Consider the following 19762-nt stretch of genomic DNA (forward strand, 5'->3'; position numbering starts at 1 on the left):
ATTTTGTCACGCCGCCGAATGGGGCGTGACTGCGCTATCGGTGAGCTCGGTGGGACCGCTGACGCTGCCGTCGAGGCGGCCCAGCTTGTCGGCCCAGATGACGAAGATCACACTTCCCAGCGGCACGATCGACCCCAGCAACGCCAGCGCCCAGGTGATGACGTTCCACTTCCGGGTGATCCCGACCAGCACGGCCGCCGCGACGAACGCCACGAAGATGCCGCCGTGGATGGGCCCGAAGACCTTCACGCCCACCTCGGTGGTCGTCCCGGCCAGGTACTTGAAGTACATCCCGACCAGCAGGCCCGCCCAGCTGAGCGCCTCGGCGACGGCGACGATCCGGAACAGGCCCGCAGCGCTGCGGACGTCATACTTGTTTGCCATGCCGGCCATTCTGCCCGACCGGCAGGCCAGCTACTACGTGGCGTCGTTGATCACGCTGAGGGCATTCTCAGCGGTCAGGGCCGCCGCAGCACCAGTGCGTCGCCTTGTCCACCGGCTCCGCAGAGCGCGGCCACGGCGTAGCCGGAGCCCTTGCGGGCGAGCTGGAGCGCCGCGTGCAGCGTGATCCGCGCACCCGACGCGCCGATCGGGTGACCGATCGCGATGGCCCCGCCGTTGACATTCACCTTGGCCGGGTCGACGCCCAGTTCCTTCGTGGACGCCAGGGAGACCGCAGCGAATGCCTCGTTGATCTCGACGACATCGAGCTGATCGACGGTGATGCCCTCACGCGCGATGGCCTTCTTGATGGCGTTGGCGGGCTGGCTCTGCAACGTCGAGTCCGGCCCGGCAACCACGCCGTGCGCACCGATCTCCACCAACCACTCCAGCCCCAGCTCCTCGGCCTTGGACTTGCTCATCACGACCACCGCGGCCGCACCATCGGAGATCTGGGAGGCGGAGCCCGCGGTGATGGTGCCGTCCTTGCGGAAGGCCGGCTTCAACCCGCCGAGGGACTCGGCGGTGGTGTTGGCGCGGATACCCTCGTCCTCGGCGAACTCGATCGGGTCGCCCTTGCGCTGCGGAATCTGCACCGGCACAACCTCATCGGCGAAGACGCCGTCCTTCCACGCCGCGGCAGCCTTCTGATGCGACTGCGCCGCGAGCTCATCCTGCTCGGCGCGGGTGAACTGGTCGACGTCATTGCGCTGCTCGGTCAACGCACCCATCGGCTGGTCGGTGAACACATCGTGCAGACCGTCATAGGCCATGTGGTCGACCAGGGTCGTATCGCCGTACTTGAAGCCTTCGCGGCTCTTGGGCAGCAGATGCGGCGCCTGGCTCATCGACTCCTGGCCGCCCGCGACGACGACCTCGAACTCACCCGCGCGGATCAACTGATCGGCCAGCGCGATGGCGTCGATGCCCGACAGGCACATCTTGTTGATGGTCAGAGCAGGCACGTCCCAGCCGATCCCGGCCGCGACGGCGGACTGACGGGCCGGCATCTGGCCGGCGCCGGCGGTCAGCACCTGCCCCATGATCACGTAATCGACGATCCCGGCATCGATACCGGCCTTCTCCAGTGCGCCCTTGATGGCGAAGGCACCGAGGTCGCTACCCGAGAAATCCTTGAGCGACCCCATGAGCTTGCCTACCGGGGTGCGCGCTCCGGCAACGATCACCGAGGTCGTCATGTCATCCTCCAAAGGGTTCTGCATCAGATGTATGTGGCCTATCCCACAGGCTTAAAAACCGCGGAATCAGGTTACCTTTAGCCTATGACCACTGATCACGCCGATGCCCGTCCGGCGCTTGCGAGCGCTCTGGTGACCGCCGTAGATCACGTCGGGATCGCCGTCCCGGATCTGGACGCGGCGGCCAAGTGGTACCACGACCACCTCGGCATGATCGTGTTGCACGAAGAGGTCAACGAGGAGCAGGGCGTGCGCGAGGCCATGCTCTCGGTCCGCGGCGCCCCCAAGGGCAGCGCCCAGATCCAGTTACTCGCCCCGCTGGACGAGAAGTCCACGATCGCCAAGTTCATCGATCGCAATGGGCCCGGACTGCAGCAGTTGGCCTACCGCACCAGCGATATCGAGGCGCTCTCCGAGCGCCTGCGCGCAGAAGGCATCCGCCTGCTGTACGACGCACCGCGGCGCGGCACCGCCGACTCCCGGATCAACTTCATCCACCCCAAGGACGCCGGTGGCGTCCTCATCGAGTTGGTGGAGCCGAGCGCCACCGCCGATCACTAGGACCAGCGTCTGGTCGGGCCACGGTTGGCCCTGTTGGCCCAGCACGCCGTGTGCCAGTGCCTGCGGTCCTCCGCATCGTGCAGCGGGATCGCCACCACATGTGCGGTGCCGGGCCTGATCTCGTGGTCACAACCCGGGCAACGATAGGTTTTGTCCGCGCGCGCCGACGGAACGGGGCGCACCTCATGGTCCCTGCCGTCGGGCCCAGCTTCCACGCGCCCGGTGCCCAAGGCCGGCGGTCGCCGGTCGGGTTCGCGACGGGACCGATTGCGGCGTCCCATCAGCAGCGTCGCACCATCAGAACAGCCGGAACTCGTCGCTGTCGAGCCCCCGCATCTTGTCGTAATCCAGTATGACGCAGCGGATTCCGCGATCCTCGGCAAGCGTGCGCGCCTGCGGCTTGATCTGCTGGGCGGCGAACACGCCGCTGACCGGGGCGATCAGGGTGTCGCGGTTGAGCAGCTCGAGATATCGGGTCAGCTGCTCGACACCGTCGATCTCGCCCCGTCGTTTGATCTCGACGGCCACCGATCGTCCGGTCTCGTCCCGGCACATCAGATCCACCGGACCGATTGCGGTCATGTACTCACGGCGCACCAGGGTGAACCCGGCACCCAACAGCTCGACGTGCTCGGCCAACAGCGCCTGCAGGTGCGCCTCGACACCGTCTTTGACCAGACCCGGATCCACGCCGAGTTCATGGCTGGAATCGTGCTCGATCTCCTCGAGCGTGATGCGCAGCTGCTCGCCGGCCTTGTTCTCGACAACCCACAGCGCGGCGCCGGTGTCATCGGACCGTTCCTCGGTCCAGCACGGCGGGCTCATCCAGTTCAGCGGCTTGTAGGCACGATCGTCGGCATGCACGCTGACCGAACCGTCGGCCTTGAACAACAGCAGCCGGCGGGCCGATGGCAGATGGGCGGTGAGACGGCCGACGTAATCGACGGTGCACTGGGCGATGACGAGGCGCACCGAACCACCATAGATGCCTGCCGCAGTCACTAGGCTTGCGCCACGATGACGGCGAAGAAGAACCGTGCCCAGAAACTCGGCCAGGTGCTGGAAAAGGTCACCGAGCAGAGCGGCCGGGTACCGGACACCCCGGAGTACGGCTCGTGGATCCTCGGCCGTGTCTCGGAGACCCAGCGCCGCCGACGGGTGCGGATCCAGGCGATCCTGACCACCTTCGCCCTCGGCGCCAACCTCATCGGCGTCGGCGTGGCCATCCTGGTCGTCACGGTGACCTTCCCGGTGCCCAGCGTGTTCGACGACAAGGTGCTGTGGATCACCTTCGCGGTCGCACCGTCCTATATCGTGCTGGCCTTCGTCGTCGGGGTCGCCTGGGCGACCAATCGGGTCATCAGGACCGTCCGGTGGGCCATCGAAGAGCGGGTGCCCACCGCCGAGGACCAGAGCAACACGTTCTTCGCCCCGTGGCGGCTGACCCGCGTGCTGCTCGCGCTGTGGGGCGGCGGCACGGTGCTGCTGACGCTGCTCTACGGGCTCCAGGACTCCAACTATGTACCCAAGGTGTTGCTCGGCATCAGCTTTCCCGGCATCGTCGTCTCGGCCAGCTGCTATCTGTTCACCGAGTTCGCCCTGCGCCCGGTCGCCGCCCAGGCCCTGGAGGTCGGTCCCCCGCCGCGCCGGTTCGCCCCCGGCATCATGGGCCGCACCCTGACCGTCTGGGCGCTCGGCTCCGGGGTCCCGGTGCTCGGCATCCTGCTGGCCGCGATCATCACGCTCTCCATCCAGATCGTCTCGCCGACCCAGTTTGCCGTGGCGGTGATGATCCTGGCGTTGTTCGCGCTGGTGTTCGGCTTCATCCTGATGTGGATCCTGGCGTGGCTCACCGCGACGCCGGTGCGTGTGGTGCGCTCGGCGCTCAACCGCGTCGAGCGGGGTGATCTGGAGACCAATCTCGTGGTGTTCGACGGCACCGAGCTGGGACAGTTGCAGCGCGGATTCAACTCGATGGTCGACGGACTGCGTGAACGCGAACGGGTACGCGATCTCTTCGGCAGGCATGTGGGGCGCGAGGTCGCACTGCTCGCCGAGAAGGAACGGCCCGAGCTCGGCGGCGAGGAACGTCATGCCGCAGTCATTTTCATCGACATCATCGGTTCGACACGGTTGGTTGCCAGCCGTCCCGCCGTCGAGGTCGTCGAGGTGCTCAACAGATTCTTCGCGGTCGTCGTCGACGAGGTGGACAACCATCACGGGCTGGTGAACAAGTTCGAGGGTGATGCCGTGCTGGCGGTGTTCGGGGCACCGGTGTCATTGGACAGTGCCGAGGACGAAGCGCTCGCGGCCGCCCGCGCGATGGCCGACCGGCTGCGCGCCGAGGTCCCCGAGGTGGATGCCGGCATCGGTGTCGCCGCCGGTCAGGTGGTGGCAGGCAACGTCGGCGCCAAGCAGAGGTTCGAGTACACGGTGATCGGCGGACCGGTCAACGAGGCGGCCCGACTGTGCGAGTACTCCAAGTCGGTGCCCGGGCATCTGGTCGCCTCTTCGGCCACCGTAGAGGGGGCCTCCGAATCAGAGCGTGCGCATTGGGCATTGGGCGAGCAGATCACCCTGCGCGGCATGGAGGAGCCGACCCGGCTGGCCACCCCGCATCAGCACTCCGACTAGCGGGGCCGCAGTCCCGCGGTGGCGGCCTCGACGGCATCCTCGACGGTGCGGAACCGGATCGCCTCGTACTCCCCGCGGAGCGCCGCGTCCTCGGGAGCCACGATGCCATCGGGATCGACGAGGTAGCTCAGCTTTCCCTGCGCCCGGAGCTCGGCACCCATCCCGGCGAAGATCCGTCGGGCGGCGGAGTCGATATCGTCGATGCGCGAGACATCGAGAATGGCGACCTCGAGGTCGTTGCATGCCCGCTCGATGGTGCGCACCACCTGTTCGGCCCCCGGGAACAACAGGTCACCGTGGGTCTCGAAAACCCGCACGCCAGGACACGGTTCGTAGCTGGCCCGCATGGTGGCCCGCGAGTCACGCGACACCGTAAGGAAGTGCAGGCCCAGCTCCTCGGAAAGCCTGCGGCACAACAGCATCGAGCGGACACTGTTGCCCTTGGGGTCCAACAGCGGCGAGTAGGTCCCGATGCCGAGTTGGCCGGGCAGCACCGCGAGCACGCCGCCGCCCACCCCACTCTTGGCGGGCAGACCCACCTCCGAGACCCAGTCCCCCGCCCCGTCATACATGCCGCAGGTCACCATCACCGACAGCGTGCGCCGGACCACCGTGGCATCGGTGACCCGCCGCCCGGTCAGCGGGTTGACCCCGCTACGGGCCAGGGTTGCCGCCATCCGGGCCAGGTCGACCGCGGTGACCTTCAGCGAGCATTGCCGGTAGTAGACATCCAGCACCTGGTCGGGATCATCGTCGAGCACACCGAAACTGGCCAGCATGTAGGCGATCGCGCGGTTTCGGTTACCGGTCGCCTTCTCCGAGGCGTAGACGTCATGGTCGAGTTCGAGGCGACGCCCGGCAAACGCCGAATAGTAGTCCTGGATCAGGGCGAAACGCTCGTCGGCGGAGGTGGCCGGGACCAGCGACACCGCAGCGATGGCACCGGCGTTGATCATCGGGTTCTTCGGCCGCTTCGTGTCCGGGTCCACGCTGATCTGGTTGAACGCTTCCCCCGAAGGCTCCACCCCGATCCTCGCGTCGACCGCCGCCGCGCCCGATCGGTCCAGCGCCAACGCGTAGGTGAAGGGCTTCGATATCGATTGGATGGTGAATTCCCTTGCCGCATCGCCAGATTGGTACACGTAGCCGTCGGCAGACGAGAGTGCGAGACCGAAACCGGCGGGATCCACCTGGGCGAGCTCAGGAATGTAGTCGGCCAGTTCACCATCGTCGACGCCCTGGTATTCGAGGCGGACGCGGTCGAGATAGTTCTGCACCAGGTGGGACACACCTGGATTCTAGGTGGACACTCTAGGGCTGCGGGTAGGGCGCGAAACGCAGGTCGTATGCCGCTTTGCGGGCGGCCAACTGGGCGGCGCGTTCATCCGCGGTGACCCACCTTGTGCCGGATGGCAATTCGGCGGGCAGATCCTCCAACCGCACCGATCGCGCGTCCACCTCGGGCAGGATCGCAGGGTCGGGGTCCAGGTCCTGGAAGCGGATGGAGATCGTTCCCTGATTCAGCCCACCGGTGGACACCCAGTTCGCCACGCCAGGATCGGTCGGTGACAGCACGAGGGTGTAGGTCGTCCCGTCCGCGTCGTCGGCCACGGCCTGGGCATTGTTCAGGCTGGTCTGCACATTCCAGTAATCGTCGGTGACGGTCCAGTCATCGGTGACCGGGACGACGAAATACCCTGCCCCACCGGGCCGGACGGTGATCACCAGGGCTTGGTCATCGGCGAGTTGGAAGTACCCCCGCGCTCTGCAACTGCGTTGCGAGGAACTCGGCGTTGCGGGCCGGATCCTTCAGGACATTGGGATCGATGCGCTCACCGGTACCCGGGTCGGTGGTGGCGACCCTCATGTAGGTCTCTTCCCGCTGCACGCCCAGCAACATGATCACCGCCGTGACGGTCCCGCGCAGCAGGGTGGGTACGTACGGAAGGGGCGGTATCAGCGACACCAGCGTCGTCAGCGCAGAGTTGCGCACCACCGCGGGGCCGATGCCAGGAATCGCGAATCCTCCGAGTTGGCTGAACAGACTGTTCGGCGGACCACCTACCCGGGTGATCTCCAGACTCATCGGAGCCTGACGCGCCCAGTCCGACAGGGTGTTCCGGGTGGCGATGAGGGTGGTGTCGGCGGTCAACTGCAGGTGGTTCGTGCGTCCGCCCGCCGGCGACGCATCGGCGGTGATGGTGAAGCTGCCGTCGGGTTCGATCACCAACTGGTCCTTGGTCAGTACCGCAGCGGTGTTACCGGTCAGGCCGGTGAGCACGCTGAAGCTGGTGTCGGCAGGCAGGTTGTCCAGGTCGGCGAACGTTCCTCGGATGACATAGGACGAGGCCCCGTTGACGCCCATGAAGCGGTAGATCGTGTCCGGGTTGTCGTACAGGATGCGGGATGCGCCGACGCTCTGGCCGTACCAGGTGTGCGGCGGCGCGACCTGCATGACCACACTCGGCTCGGCGGAGTTCAGGAGTTGCTGCTGAAACGCCGCGCCCATGGCGTACGCGTCCACCGCTGCGTCCAGGCGGCGGAGATTCTCCGGGTCGGGCCCGCCGACACGGTCGAATTGGCGCTGCGCCGCTGAGTGGAAGCCGGCCTTGAGGAACAACCGCGCCAACTGCACCGGAAACGATCCGGCGATGCGCTGGGCCAGCTGTTCGGCGGCCAGTTGCTGCGGTGTGCCCAGCGGGCTGGGTGCCGCGACGGGTGTCGCCTGCGGGGTCGACCGATCGGCCGTCTCCAGCACTGCCGGGGAGACGACCGAGGGCGCCGACCCGACCTCGCGCCGGGCCGCACCGAGGGCCGTCAGCGCGGCCACGTCTGCCGGCGATGGTCCCGGATCGGGCTCGTCATCGGTATCGGCCACGGATAGCTCGCCACGATCGGCCGTGCGCACCGTGAGTGTGCGTGGCAGCCGCGCCGACGGGGTCCGGGCCCCGACCACGGCGTCGCCACCTGTCCGGGTGTCCGGTATGGAAGAGACATCGTTCTCAGTGCTTTCCAGGCCGGTGTCCCCCGGGTCCGGGTCCTGGTCCTGGTCCGTGCGATCGTCGCCGCCGGACTCGGGCGCACCATCGGCCACTCCGGCCGCCGTCGATTCACGTTCCGGTCGGGAGTCGGTCTGCGCGCCACCACCTCCCGATTCGGTGCTCTCGGCCGCGGCAGTCCCCGCCGTACCGGCTATCGCCACCCCGACTCCCAGTGCCACCGCAAGGGCGCCGACCCGCCCGATCAGTACCGCGTTATCGGGCATCGCCGCACCTCCGTGGCCTCAGACCTCGGTTATAGCAGCGTGGGTTCGGTCGGCGGGTCCAAAACCCTCAGCGCGATCCGGATGAGCCAGAATATGTCCATGCGCGTGGTCACGGCGGCTATGTTGGCGACGGCACTCGTCGCGTCGGCATCGGGGTGTGCCCGCGGACTTCCGGAGGTGGGCAAGGTCGAGCCTGCGCCCATGCACGCACCGCCGACGGTGCTCTTGCCGCCCTCCTCGGCGACGTTCTCCCCGCCGTTGACCCAGCAGCCCGACGATCTGCGATCAGACCGTTGATTCGACCGAGAGCTCGCGACGGCTGCGCAGCCGCTTCCAGATGAACCAGCCGACCGCCGTGCAGGCGGCTCCGAGCACGATGTATTGCAGGGTCGCGGCATAGGGGTCGATCAGATGCCAGTTGGCCCCCAGCAGATAGCCCGCCAACACGAAGACCGAGTTCCAGATCAGGCTGCCCACTGCCGTCAGCATCGTGAACACGGCGAAATTCATCCGCTCGATACCCGCGGGGATAGAGATGAAGCTGCGGAACAACGGCAGCATGCGACCGAAGAACACCGCCTTGTGCCCGTGCTTGTCGAACCAGTCGCGCGTCTTGTCCACGTCCTGTGCGTCCATCAGCGGCATCCGCGCGACGATGCGGCGGATCCGGTCATGTCCCAGCCAGGCCCCGAGGCCGTAGAGCATCCACGCCCCCAAGACCGAGCCAAGGGTGGTCCAGAAGATCGCCCCGGCCAGGGACAATTCACCGAGCCGCGCGGCGAATCCCGCCATCGGCAGGATGACCTCGCTGGGAATGGGCGGGAACAGGTTCTCGACGAAGATGGCCAGGCCGGCGCCAGGACCGCCGAGCGCCTCCATCATGTCCACCGACCACCCGGCCACGCCGTCGAGTTCAATGGCCTCTTCTGGGGAGGTCATGCGTGTGCTGCTCCTAGATCTGAGGCGATGGTGGCCGATGGACTTTCATACCGATCCCGGGCGGTGGGCGGCGTCGACCGCGGCAACTGGACCAGTCCAGTGTGCCCACGATGCGCTGAGGACGGGCTCAGGAAAGTCGGCGGCATCGCCACTGCGATGTCGCTTTCCCGCCAGTGATGTCGGTGGCGAGGTGTAAGGCTGACGGGGTGCACGAGGATTTCGACAGCTGCTATCGGGCAGTGCAGTCCAAAGACGCGCGGTTCGACGGCTGGTTCGTGACCGCGGTGCGCTCGACGGGTATCTACTGCCGACCGAGTTGTCCCGCGCGCGCCCCGTTGGCCCGCAATCTGCAGTTCCATCCGACCGCGGCGGCTGCGCAGCGGGCCGGCTTCCGCGCCTGCAAGCGATGCCGGCCCGACGCCTCCCCTGGTTCGCCGGAGTGGAATGTGCGCGGCGACGTGGTCGCCCGCGCGATGCGCCTGATCGCCGACGGCACCGTCGATCGCACCGGGGTTACGGGGCTGGCCGACCGGCTGGGTTATACGACCCGGCAGCTGGAGCGGATGCTGCTCGCCGAGGTGGGCGCCAGCCCGCTGGCGCTGGCGCGTGCGCAGCGAACCCAGACCGCCCGCGTCCTGATCGAGACCACCGATCTGCCGTTCAGCGATGTCGCCTTCGCCGCCGGGTTCAGCAGCATCCGGCAGTTCAACGACACGATCCGGGAGATCTGCGCGCTGCCGCCCACGGCACTCCGCGCACGTGCTCGGGTCCGCGACACCGGTGAATCCGCCGGTGGTCAGGCCTTGTCTCTACGGCTCCCGGTGCGCGCCCCGTTTGCCTACGAGGGTCTGTTCGGGCACCTGGCCGCAAGCGGGGTGACCGGCGTCGAGGAGGTACGCGACGGTGCCTACCGCCGCACCCTGCGGCTGCCGTCCGGCGCCGGCATCGTCGCGTTGACGCCGCACCCCGACCATGTGCAGTGCAGGCTCGTCGTCGACGACTTCCGCGACCTGTCCGCGGCGATCGCGCGCTGTCGCCGAATGCTCGACCTGGACGCCGATCCGGCCGCTGTCGTGGACGCGTTGAGCGCAGATCCGTCGCTCGCCGCGGTGGTGGCCAAGGCCCCGGGACAGCGGATTCCGCGCACCCCGGACGAGGAGGAACTGGCGGTTCGAGTGGTGCTCGGCCAGCAGGTGTCGGTGAAGGCCGCCCGCACGCATGCCGCGCGGCTGGTGCATGCACACGGAACGCCGGTGACCGACCCGGCGGGCGGACTCACCCATGTGTTCCCCACCACCAGCCAGCTGACGGAGATCGACTCCGAGTCTCTGGCGATGCCCATGTCCCGGCGCCGCACCCTGACGACGCTCATCGCGGCGATGGCCGACGGCTCGGTCGTCCTTGACAGCGGTGCCGACTGGAACCGGGCACGAGCACAGCTGACGGCTTTGCCCGGTATCGGTCCGTGGACGACGGAGCTGATCGCCATGCGCGGCCTCGGCGATCCCGACGCCTTCCCGGCGACGGATCTGGGCATCAAGCTCGCGGCCAAGGCACTGGGCCTGCCCGAGAAGCCGGACGCACTGACGACATTCAGTTCCCGATGGCGACCGTGGCGTGCTTACGCCACCCAACACCTGTGGACGACCCTGGACCACGCGGTGAACGTGTGGCCACCTCAGCAGCAGGAGAAGCGATGACAGTCATGCGCGCACGAGTGATCGACAGTCCGGTAGGGCCGCTGACCCTGGCCGGGGTCGACGGTCGTCTTCGGCACCTGCGGATGCAGGACCAGACCTATGAACCGTCCAGGGAGGGGTGGGAGGTCGATGACGATGCCTTCGGAGACGCCGTCGCGCAATTGACCGCCTATTTCGCCGGCACGTTGACCGAATTCGATCTCGATCTCGACCTCGTCGGCACACCCTTCCGGCAACGTGTGTGGCAGGCGCTGTTGAGCATCCCTTACGGCCAGACCAGAACCTATGGCGAGATAGCGCGGCAGGTCGGTTCTCCGACTGCATTCCGGGCGGTCGGACTGGCCAATGGACACAATCCCATCGGCATCATCGTGCCATGTCATCGCGTCATCGGCGCAAATGGAAGTCTGACGGGTTACGGCGGCGGATTGGACCGGAAAAGATCGCTGCTCGATATGGAAAAGCGGCTATCAGAATTGTCATTGTTCGACTGAACGGTATTCGTATTCGACATGTATTCGAATGCACAAATGCCTCGGCCCTCCAACTGTGTTGGAGGGCCGAGGTTAATGTGTGTTCGGCGGTGTCCTACTTTTCCACCCTGTTGGGTAGTATCATTGGCGCTGGTAGGCTTAGCTTCCGGGTTCGGGATGGGACCGGGCGTTTCCCTGCCGCTATGGCCGCCGTAACTTTATTCACCCTTTTCTGGGCGTCCCACTGTGTGTTGTGGGAAATCTTTGTGTTTTGGTGGTGGGGTGCGTCAAAACCATTTCTGGTTTGTGCGTGTCCAATGTGGATGTGTGTGGTTGCGGGCGTCACGTTTGTGTGCGTCATCTTGTTTCTTACACATGGTTGATTTTGTTACCCACCAGGGGTGGGTGTGTGTAAGTTTTCGGCCGGTTAGTGCCAGTTCCCTGCGACTATTACTAGTCTTCTAGGTCTGGTCTATCGATCCCGTGGTCTGCGGGGGGCCTTATCCCTCTAAAAGGGTGAGAAGCCTGGTCTTGGAAGAGGTTTCCCGCTTAGATGCTTTCAGCGGTTATCCTGTCCGAACGTAGCTATCCAGCAGTGCCCCTGGTGGGACAACTGGTAGACCAGAGGTTCGTCCGTCCCGGTCCTCTCGTACTAGGGACAGGTTTCCTCAAGCTTCTGACGCGCGCGGCGGATAGAGACCGAACTGTCTCACGACGTTCTAAACCCAGCTCGCGTGCCGCTTTAATGGGCGAACAGCCCAACCCTTGGGACCTGCTCCAGCCCCAGGATGCGACGAGCCGACATCGAGGTGCCAAACCATCCCGTCGATATGGACTCTTGGGGAAGATCAGCCTGTTATCCCCGGGGTACCTTTTATCCGTTGAGCGACACCCCTTCCACTCAGAGGTGCCGGATCACTAGTCCCGACTTTCGTCCCTGCTCGACATGTACGTCTCGCAGTCAAGCTCCCTTGTGCACTTACACTCAACACCTGATTGCCGTCCAGGTTGAGGGAACCTTTGGGCGCCTCCGTTACATTTTAGGAGGCAACCGCCCCAGTTAAACTACCCACCAGGCACTGTCCCTGAACCGGATATACGGTTCGAAGTTAGAGGCCCAATACGATCAGAGTGGTATTTCAACAACGACTCCCCACACACTGGCGTGCATGCTTCACAGTCTCCCACCTATCCTACACAAACCGTATCGAGCACCAATACCAAGTTGTAGTGAAGGTCCCGGGGTCTTTTCGTCCTGCCGCGCGTAACGAGCATCTTTACTCGTAGTGCAATTTCGCCGAGTCTATGGTTGAGACAGTTGAGAAGTCGTTACGCCATTCGTGCAGGTCGGAACTTACCCGACAAGGAATTTCGCTACCTTAGGATGGTTATAGTTACCACCGCCGTTTACTGGGGCTTAAATTCTCCGCTTCACCCCGAAGGATTAACGGGTCCTCTTAACCTTCCAGCACCGGGCAGGCGTCAGTCCGTATACATCGTCTTGCGACTTCGCACGGACCTGTGTTTTTAGTAAACAGTCGCTTCTCACTGGTTTGTGCCACCCCCTCCCGCTACCCACCGCAAAGGTGTTGACGGTATGGAGGTCCCCCTTCTCCCGAAGTTACGGGGGCATTTTGCCGAGTTCCTTAACCATAGTTAACTCGTACGCCTTAGTATTCTCTACCTGACCACCTGTGTTGGTTTGGGGTACGGGCCGTGTGTGAGCTCGCTAGAGGCTTTTCTCGGCAGCATAGGATCACCGAATTCGCCTCACTCGGCTATGCATCACCTCTCAGACATATGAGACACGGATTTGCCTATGTCTCGTCCTACAGGCTTGCCCCAGTATTACCACTGACTGGTACGGCTACCTTCCTGCGTCACCCCATCGCTTGACTACTACCAGAGAAGGTCCCACGCAGCCGGCGACTTTCCGCTCCCGAAGGATTGGATAGGCCACCATTTGGGTGGTTAGTACCTCTGATTCATCATGGGCGCGCACACACGGGTACGGGAATATCAACCCGTTGTCCATCGACTACGCCTGTCGGCCTCGCCTTAGGTCCCGACTCACCCTGGGCGGACTGGCCTGCCCCAGGAACCCTTGGTCTTTCGGCGGGCAAGGTTCTCACTTGCCTTATCGCTACTCATGCCTGCATTCTCACTCCCACACCCTCCACAGCTCCATTACCAGGCTGCTTCACTGGGTGCAGGACGCTCCCCTACCCAACCAGACATACATCTGATTGCCGCGGCTTCGGCGGTGTGCTTGAGCCCCGCTACATTATCGGCGCACAATCACTTGACCAGTGAGCTATTACGCACTCTTTCAAGGGTGGCTGCTTCTAAGCCAACCTCCTGGTTGTCTTCGCGACTGCACATCCTTTTCCACTTAGCACACGCTTAGGGGCCTTAGCCGGCGATCTGGGCTGTTTCCCTCTCGACGCACGGAGCTTATCCCCCGCCGTCTCACTGCCACGCTTTCACTTACCGGCATTCGGAGTTTGGCTGACGTCAGTAACCTTGTGAGGCCCATCGGCCATCCAGTAGCTCTACCTCCAGTAAGAAACACGCAACGCTGCACCTAAATGCATTTCGGGGAGAACCAGCTATCACGGAGTTTGATTGGCCTTTCACCCCTACCCACAACTCATCCCCTCAGTCTTCAACCTAAGTGGGTTCGGGCCTCCACAACATCTTACTGCTGCTTCACCCTGGCCATGGGTAGATCACTCCGCTTCGGGTCCAGAACACACCACTACACCACACACTCTTGTGCGGATACGCCCTATTCAGACTCGCTTTCGCTGCGGCTACCCCACACGGGTTAACCTCGCGACATGTCCCTGACTCGCAGGCTCATTCTTCAAAAGGCACGCCATCACCCCACGCAAGCGAGGGCTCTGACGGATTGTAGGCACACGGTTTCAGGTACTATTTCACTCCCCTCCCGGGGTACTTTTCACCATTCCCTCACGGTACTAATCCGCTATCGGTCATTAGGAAGTATTCAGGCTTACCGGGTGGTCCCGGCAGATTCACAGCAGATTTCACGGGCCCGCTGCTACTCGGGGAACAGTCTCACAACAGAGTGCATGTTTTCGCCTACGGGACTCTCACCCTCTACGACAGACCATCCCAGGCCCTTCGACTAACACACACTTTTCTCACTGTCGCCCAGCACGGCGGTGCTGAGAAGAAACGCCCCACAACCCCGCACACACAACCCCCGCCGGGTATCACATGCATACGGTTTAGCCATCCTCCGCTTTCGCTCGCCACTACTCACGGAATCACAATTGTTTTCTCTTCCTACGGGTACTGAGATGTTTCACTTCCCCGCGTTCCCCCCTGCACCCTATATATTCAGATGCAGGTAACACGACATCACTCGTGCTGGGTTTCCCCATTCGGACATCCTCGGATCCACGCTCGGTTGGCAGCTCCCCGAGGCATATCGCAGCCTCCCACGTCCTTCATCGGCTCCTAATGCCAAGGCATCCACCATGCGCCCTTAAACACTTACAACACAAAAAACCAGAAAAAGAAAAAAAGAAATTGCACATCAAACACACACAACAACACCCCAACCAACAACACCAGCCAAAAGCCAGCGCCCCCAGTCAGGGTCTCCTTGCGTGCTAGATGCTCGCAACCACTATCCACAAATCAAACACCACACCCCACCACCAAAGCAGGGCGACAACAGCAACCGCCTGACCCCCAACGGGGCACGCACGGCCGGCAACCCCCTTCTCCGTAGAGCGAAGGTCCCGCTGGGCCTGTTGTCTCAAAGCCCAATAGTGTGCCTGGCGGTCATAAAGTTTGTTTGTTGTTGCACCAGACCCCCACCCACTACAGGCGAAGGCCATCCAACGAATCGACCAAGGTCACCGAACTCCCACACGATGTGGGCGGGCCAGGTTCTCGTGGTGCTCCTTAGAAAGGAGGTGATCCAGCCGCACCTTCCGGTACGGCTACCTTGTTACGACTTCGTCCCAATCGCCGATCCCACCTTCGACGGCTCCCTCCACAAGGGTTAGGCCACCGGCTTCGGGTGTTACCGACTTTCATGACGTGACGGGCGGTGTGTACAAGGCCCGGGAACGTATTCACCGCAGCGTTGCTGATCTGCGATTACTAGCGACTCCGACTTCACGGGGTCGAGTTGCAGACCCCGATCCGAACTGAGACCGGCTTTGAAAGGATTCGCTCCACCTCACGGCATCGCAGCCCTTTGTACCGGCCATTGTAGCATGTGTGAAGCCCTGGACATAAGGGGCATGATGACTTGACGTCATCCCCACCTTCCTCCGAGTTGACCCCGGCAGTCTCCTACGAGTCCCCGGCATAACCCGCTGGCAACATAGGACAAGGGTTGCGCTCGTTGCGGGACTTAACCCAACATCTCACGACACGAGCTGACGACAGCCATGCACCACCTGCACACAGGCCACAAGGGAACTGATATCTCTACCAGCGTCCTGTGCATGTCAAACCCAGGTAAGGTTCTTCGCGTTGCATCGAATTAATCCACATGCTCCGCCGCTTGTGCGGGCCCCCGTCAATTCCTTTGAGTTTTAGCCTTGCGGCCGTACTCCCCAGGCGGGGTACTTAATGCGTTAGCTACGGCACGGATCCCAAGGAAGGAAACCCACACCTAGTACCCACCGTTTACGGCGTGGACTACCAGGGTATCTAATCCTGTTCGCTCCCCACGCTTTCGCTCCTCAGCGTCAGTTACTGCCCAGAGACCCGCCTTCGCCACCGGTGTTCCTCCTGATATCTGCGCATTCCACCGCTACACCAGGAATTCCAGTCTCCCCTGCAGTACTCTAGTCTGCCCGTATCGCCCGCACGCCCACAGTTAAGCTGTGAGTTTTCACGAACAACGCGACAAACCACCTACGAGCTCTTTACGCCCAGTAATTCCGGACAACGCTCGGACCCTACGTATTACCGCGGCTGCTGGCACGTAGTTGGCCGGTCCTTCTTCTGCACATACCGTCACTTGCGCTTCGTCTGTGCTGAAAGAGGTTTACAACCCGAAGGCCGTCATCCCTCACGCGGCGTCGCTGCATCAGGCTTGCGCCCATTGTGCAATATTCCCCACTGCTGCCTCCCGTAGGAGTCTGGGCCGTATCTCAGTCCCAGTGTGGCCGGTCACCCTCTCAGGCCGGCTACCCGTCGTCGCCTTGGTAGGCCATTACCCCACCAACAAGCTGATAGGCCGCGGGCCCATCCCACACCGCAAAAGCTTTCCACCACCGACCATGAAGCCGATGATCATATTCGGTATTAGACCCAGTTTCCCAGGCTTATCCCAAAGTGCAGGGCAGATCACCCACGTGTTACTCACCCGTTCGCCACTCGAGTACCCCGAAGGGCCTTTCCGTTCGACTTGCATGTGTTAAGCACGCCGCCAGCGTTCGTCCTGAGCCAGGATCAAACTCTCCAAACAAAAACCCCTCGACCAAACGAGGCAGAATTCGAATCAGAAAAATCCGATCACAAACAAAAGACACCAAAAACTGGCATCAAAAAACAAACCATCCCACGTGGCAGGAAGACGGGGAGTCCCCCACCAAGATGGCCAAAAAACAACAAACAAAAACCACCAAACACACTATTGAGTTCTCAAACAACAGACCAGATTTTCGTGAAGCCATCCGTTTCGGGGCAACCCTGCCAGCTTAAACTATCTTGTCTGGCGAGTCAAGCTTCTCTGTCTCGCGTCTCCGCGGCGACTTCAAAAGATTAGAACTTTGTACCTTTGGAAGTCAAATCCGCTGGTCAGAGCCATAATGTCGCGCTCGACCGGTCTCTTACGAGTGTACCCGCTCGATCCCGGCGCCCAAGCTGACCAGGTTTTCGACGAACATCGGATAGCCGCGATCGATGTGATAGACGTCGTGCACCTCGGTCTCGCCGTCGGCCACCAGGCCGGCGAGCACCAAACCGGCCCCGGCCCGGATATCCGATGCCCACACCGGGGCGCTGGACAACTGCGGGATCCCGCGCACCACCGCATGGTGGCCGTCGGTCCGCGCATCGGCTCCGAGCCGGATCATCTCCTCCACGAAACGGAACCGCGCCTCGAACACGTTCTCGGTGATCATCGAGGTGCCATCGGCGATACAGGCCAGCCCGATCGCCATCGGCTGCAGATCGGTCGGGAATCCGGGGAACGGCAAGGTCGCGACGTTCACCGCCTTGGGCCGTTCGTACTGCACGACCCGGAAGCCGTTGTCGTTCTGGGTGACCGTCGCGCCCGCATCGTGCAGCTTGTGCAACACGAGCTGCAGATGCGCGGGATCTACCCCGGTCACCGAGATGTCCCCCCCGGGTCATCGCGGCGGCGATCCCCCAGGTGGCCGCGACGATGCGATCTCCGATCACCCGATGCTCCGTCGGATACAGCCGGTCCACCCCGGTGATCGTCAAGGTCGACGACCCCGCACCGGAGACCTGTGCACCCATCTGGTTGAGCATCATGCAGATATCGGCGATATCTGGCTCGCGCGCCGCGTTGTGGATGGTGGTCACGCCCTCGGCGAGCACCGCCGCCATGAGGATGTTCTCGGTCGCCCCCACCGACGGGAACTCGAGCTGGATCTCGGCGCCGCGCAGATGGTCGGCTTCGGCAACGACGCAGCCGTGCTCGATATTGCACCGCGCACCGAGTTGGCGCAGGCCGGCCTGGTGCATATCCAGGGGCCGCGATCCGATGGCGTCACCACCTGGCAGCGCAACCTTGGCCCGTCGGCCACGCCCCACCAGCGGACCCAGTACACAGACCGACGCACGGAACTGCCGCACCGCAGCGAAATCCGCGTCGTATTTGACCTCGTCTGGCGAGGTGATCCGCACGGTCGAACCGTCCAGTTCGACGGTGGCACCCAGTCCCCTGAGCACCTCCGCCATCAACGGCACATCCAGGATGTCCGGACAGTTGGTGATCGTGCTGGTGCCCTCGGCCAACAGCGCGGCCGCCATCAGTTTCAGGACACTGTTCTTTGCTCCCCCGACGGCGACCTCGCCAGATAACCGGCTTCCGCCCGTCACCACGAAACGATCGCTCACGCGGTCAGTGTAAGCAGACGATGACCCAGTTTCAGAACGCTGCAGCCGAGACCGGCCGGTACCGTTTAGCCATGGCTGTGCACCTGACCCGCATCTACACCCGGACCGGAGACGACGGCACCACCGGCTTGAGTGATTTCAGCCGGGTCTCGAAGAACGACGCCCGGCTGGAGGCCTACGCCGATTGTGACGAGGCCAACGCGGCGATCGGTGTCGCGCTGTCACTCGGCCAACCCGACGACCACCTCCGGGACGTCCTGCTGCAGATCCAGAACGATCTGTTCGATGCCGGCGCGGATCTGTCGACTCCGGTCGTAGAGAATCCGGAGTACCCGCCGTTGCGGGTTCGACAGGACTACATCGACCGGCTGGAGGGGTGGTGCGATGAGTTCAACGAGGGCCTACCGAATTTGGACTCGTTCATCCTGCCCGGTGGAACTCCGCTGTCCGCGCTGCTGCACGTGGCAAGAACGGTGACGCGTCGGGCCGAGCGTGCGGCCTGGCGTGCGGTCGACGAGCATGGCGATTCGGTCAACGTGTTGCCGGCGAAGTATCTCAACCGGCTCTCCGATCTGCTGTTCATCCTGTCGCGGGTGGCCAATCCGGCCGGCGATGTCAAATGGCAGCCGGGCGGTCAGCGCGCCTAGTTGCGGCGCCGGGCCCGTGGCGACGGTCGTGACTCCAGCCACGAGGTGAATGCGGTCAACGCGCCGCGATCCAGCGCGATCTCGAACCCTCGATCACTGTCGCGCAACTCCAGCACCGCGATCTCGTCGCTCATGATGTCGAACTCGTCACCACGTGGGGATCGGCGCGACACCACTTCCAGGCCCAGCCGGCTCAACCGCCGGTCCGGCCACCAGCGAGCACTCGAGAGTCGATAGAACTCCGCCTCCGACTCCCGGTAGCGCAGCACTCCGTGGCGCCAACCGTGGCCACCGTAGGCGGGAAAGTCTCGAAGGATCGCGGCGGTGCCGCCGACCTGCCGCAGCTTCCACAGCCGATAGCCCAGTGCGGCGACGGCAAGCAGCAAAACGCCGACGAGCGCGACCATGAACACCATGGACGCGCTCATCGGCGTTGCCTACTAGTCGATCTGGCCGACAGCGCGTAGCCGGGCACGGCCCCACGCCGCGGTGGCTTCGTCGTCGGACTCGGAATCCCGCTTGGCGGCGTCGGCATCGATCTCCGACTCGAACTGTGCGTTCTCCACCAGCAGGCTGACCCCGCCCTCGGTCACCGACAGGAATCCGCCGTCGACCGCGATGCGTAGGTCATCCTCGCCCTCACGCTCGACACGCACCATCGCGTCATCGACCAACTGAGCCACCAACGGGATATGCCGCGGAAGGATGCCGATCTCACCCGCGGTGGTGCGGGTGAAGACGAACGTCGCCTTGCCGGACCACAGCTTGCGCTCGACGGCGACGATCTCGACGTCCAGTTCAGCCATGCCACACCACCTTT

16 protein-coding genes, 3 rRNA genes and 1 pseudogene are annotated in these 19762 nt (G+C 63.6%); 6 read left to right on the top strand and 14 right to left on the bottom strand.

What is annotated here, in order from left to right; translation table 11 throughout:
- Positions 1-6: 6 nt before the first annotated feature.
- Positions 7-393 (bottom strand): DUF3817 domain-containing protein, encoded by a 387-nt coding sequence (locus PGN27_RS06995; protein WP_335325511.1) that lies wholly within the window; start codon positions 391-393, stop codon positions 7-9.
- 65 nt (positions 394-458) lie between these two features.
- Positions 459-1640, bottom strand: a complete 1182-nt coding sequence (locus PGN27_RS07000; RefSeq protein WP_335325512.1) for an acetyl-CoA C-acetyltransferase — start codon at positions 1638-1640, stop codon at positions 459-461.
- A gap of 84 nt (positions 1641-1724) precedes the next feature.
- Between PGN27_RS07000 and mce the strand changes: the two genes are divergently transcribed.
- Positions 1725-2201, top strand: a complete 477-nt coding sequence (gene mce, locus PGN27_RS07005; protein WP_019511565.1) for a methylmalonyl-CoA epimerase — start codon at positions 1725-1727, stop codon at positions 2199-2201.
- Here mce and PGN27_RS07010 read toward each other — a convergent pair.
- Positions 2198-2482, bottom strand: coding sequence for an Rv1322 family protein (locus PGN27_RS07010; protein ID WP_335325513.1), 285 nt, complete (start codon positions 2480-2482; stop codon positions 2198-2200). The two genes, mce and PGN27_RS07010, sit on opposite strands and share 4 nt — an antisense overlap.
- 16 nt (positions 2483-2498) lie before the next feature.
- On the bottom strand, positions 2499-3173 hold the full coding sequence (gene nucS, locus PGN27_RS07015; RefSeq protein ID WP_023986092.1) for an endonuclease NucS: 675 nt from the start codon (positions 3171-3173) through the stop codon (positions 2499-2501).
- Positions 3174-3218: 45 nt separating this feature from the next.
- On the opposite strand from nucS, the gene PGN27_RS07020 reads away from it, so the two are divergent.
- The gene (locus PGN27_RS07020) at positions 3219-4835 is read left to right on the top strand and encodes an adenylate/guanylate cyclase domain-containing protein (protein ID WP_335325514.1); all 1617 of its coding nucleotides are present in this window, start codon (positions 3219-3221) and stop codon (positions 4833-4835) included.
- Here PGN27_RS07020 and glsA read toward each other — a convergent pair.
- From glsA to PGN27_RS07035, 3 genes are read right to left on the bottom strand one after another with little or no spacing between them, the layout of a single operon-like run.
- On the bottom strand, positions 4832-6124 hold the full coding sequence (gene glsA, locus PGN27_RS07025; protein WP_335325515.1) for a glutaminase A: 1293 nt from the start codon (positions 6122-6124) through the stop codon (positions 4832-4834). The genes PGN27_RS07020 and glsA overlap by 4 nt on opposite strands.
- 22 nt (positions 6125-6146) lie before the next feature.
- Positions 6147-6560, bottom strand: a complete 414-nt coding sequence (locus PGN27_RS07030; protein ID WP_335325516.1) for a hypothetical protein — start codon at positions 6558-6560, stop codon at positions 6147-6149.
- Between the two features lie 10 nt (positions 6561-6570).
- A complete protein-coding gene (locus PGN27_RS07035; RefSeq protein WP_335325517.1) occupies positions 6571-8100 on the bottom strand; it encodes a hypothetical protein in 1530 nt (509 codons plus the stop codon).
- Between the two features lie 99 nt (positions 8101-8199).
- Here PGN27_RS07035 and PGN27_RS07040 point away from each other — a divergent pair, with 99 nt between their 5' ends.
- Positions 8200-8397, top strand: a complete 198-nt coding sequence (locus PGN27_RS07040) for a hypothetical protein (RefSeq protein WP_141772489.1) — start codon at positions 8200-8202, stop codon at positions 8395-8397.
- On the opposite strand, the gene PGN27_RS07045 is transcribed toward PGN27_RS07040, so the two are convergent.
- Positions 8386-9039 (bottom strand): DedA family protein, encoded by a 654-nt coding sequence (locus PGN27_RS07045; protein WP_030137251.1) that lies wholly within the window; start codon positions 9037-9039, stop codon positions 8386-8388. The two genes, PGN27_RS07040 and PGN27_RS07045, sit on opposite strands and share 12 nt — an antisense overlap.
- A gap of 206 nt (positions 9040-9245) precedes the next feature.
- Here PGN27_RS07045 and PGN27_RS07050 point away from each other — a divergent pair, with 206 nt between their 5' ends.
- Positions 9246-10739, top strand: a complete 1494-nt coding sequence (locus PGN27_RS07050; protein ID WP_335325518.1) for an AlkA N-terminal domain-containing protein — start codon at positions 9246-9248, stop codon at positions 10737-10739.
- Entirely contained in the window at positions 10736-11233 is a 498-nt protein-coding gene (locus PGN27_RS07055) for a methylated-DNA--[protein]-cysteine S-methyltransferase (protein WP_036463921.1), read from the top strand. Before PGN27_RS07050 ends, PGN27_RS07055 begins: the two co-directional genes overlap by 4 nt.
- Positions 11234-11314: 81 nt before the next feature.
- On the opposite strand, the gene rrf is transcribed toward PGN27_RS07055, so the two are convergent.
- From rrf to murA, 4 genes and pseudogenes are all read right to left on the bottom strand, one after another.
- Positions 11315-11427 (bottom strand): 5S ribosomal RNA (rrf, locus tag PGN27_RS07060).
- A gap of 192 nt (positions 11428-11619) precedes the next feature.
- A 23S ribosomal RNA gene (locus PGN27_RS07065) occupies positions 11620-14740 on the bottom strand.
- A 415-nt stretch (positions 14741-15155) separates the two neighbouring features.
- A 16S ribosomal RNA gene (locus PGN27_RS07070) occupies positions 15156-16673 on the bottom strand.
- Together the 16S, 23S and 5S rRNA genes form the textbook arrangement of a ribosomal RNA operon.
- A gap of 364 nt (positions 16674-17037) precedes the next feature.
- Positions 17038-18295, bottom strand: a pseudogene (gene murA, locus PGN27_RS07075) (UDP-N-acetylglucosamine 1-carboxyvinyltransferase).
- A 71-nt stretch (positions 18296-18366) separates the two neighbouring features.
- Here murA and PGN27_RS07080 point away from each other — a divergent pair.
- A complete protein-coding gene (locus PGN27_RS07080) occupies positions 18367-18942 on the top strand; it encodes a cob(I)yrinic acid a,c-diamide adenosyltransferase (protein ID WP_335325519.1) in 576 nt (191 codons plus the stop codon).
- On the opposite strand, the gene PGN27_RS07085 is transcribed toward PGN27_RS07080, so the two are convergent.
- Both PGN27_RS07085 and PGN27_RS07090 read right to left on the bottom strand, forming a co-directional pair.
- The gene (locus tag PGN27_RS07085) at positions 18939-19370 is read right to left on the bottom strand and encodes a DUF2550 domain-containing protein (protein ID WP_030136028.1); all 432 of its coding nucleotides are present in this window, start codon (positions 19368-19370) and stop codon (positions 18939-18941) included. The genes PGN27_RS07080 and PGN27_RS07085 overlap by 4 nt on opposite strands.
- Positions 19371-19382: 12 nt before the next feature.
- Positions 19383-19748, bottom strand: a complete 366-nt coding sequence (locus PGN27_RS07090) for a F0F1 ATP synthase subunit epsilon (RefSeq protein ID WP_030136029.1) — start codon at positions 19746-19748, stop codon at positions 19383-19385.
- Positions 19749-19762 lie beyond the last annotated feature (14 nt).

Source organism: Mycolicibacterium neoaurum (assembly GCF_036946495.1).
Taxonomy (GTDB): domain Bacteria; phylum Actinomycetota; class Actinomycetes; order Mycobacteriales; family Mycobacteriaceae; genus Mycobacterium; species Mycobacterium neoaurum_B.

Bases quoted from the DNA above. Each gene is read 5' to 3' on its own strand.
- PGN27_RS07090 (WP_030136029.1), bottom strand. From the start codon at position 19,748: ATGGCTGAACTGGACGTCGAGATCGTCGCCGTCGAGCGCAAGCTGTGG.
- PGN27_RS07040 (WP_141772489.1), top strand. From the start codon at position 8,200: ATGCGCGTGGTCACGGCGGCTATGTTGGCGACGGCACTCGTCGCGTCG.
- PGN27_RS07045 (WP_030137251.1), bottom strand. From the start codon at position 9,039: ATGACCTCCCCAGAAGAGGCCATTGAACTCGACGGCGTGGCCGGGTGG.
- PGN27_RS07085 (WP_030136028.1), bottom strand. From the start codon at position 19,370: ATGAGCGCGTCCATGGTGTTCATGGTCGCGCTCGTCGGCGTTTTGCTG.
- PGN27_RS07055 (WP_036463921.1), top strand. From the start codon at position 10,736: ATGACAGTCATGCGCGCACGAGTGATCGACAGTCCGGTAGGGCCGCTG.
- PGN27_RS07020 (WP_335325514.1), top strand. From the start codon at position 3,219: ATGACGGCGAAGAAGAACCGTGCCCAGAAACTCGGCCAGGTGCTGGAA.
- mce (WP_019511565.1), top strand. From the start codon at position 1,725: ATGACCACTGATCACGCCGATGCCCGTCCGGCGCTTGCGAGCGCTCTG.
- PGN27_RS07000 (WP_335325512.1), bottom strand. From the start codon at position 1,640: ATGACGACCTCGGTGATCGTTGCCGGAGCGCGCACCCCGGTAGGCAAG.
- PGN27_RS07035 (WP_335325517.1), bottom strand. From the start codon at position 8,100: ATGCCCGATAACGCGGTACTGATCGGGCGGGTCGGCGCCCTTGCGGTG.
- PGN27_RS07080 (WP_335325519.1), top strand. From the start codon at position 18,367: ATGGCTGTGCACCTGACCCGCATCTACACCCGGACCGGAGACGACGGC.
- PGN27_RS07010 (WP_335325513.1), bottom strand. From the start codon at position 2,482: ATGGGACGCCGCAATCGGTCCCGTCGCGAACCCGACCGGCGACCGCCG.
- PGN27_RS06995 (WP_335325511.1), bottom strand. From the start codon at position 393: ATGGCCGGCATGGCAAACAAGTATGACGTCCGCAGCGCTGCGGGCCTG.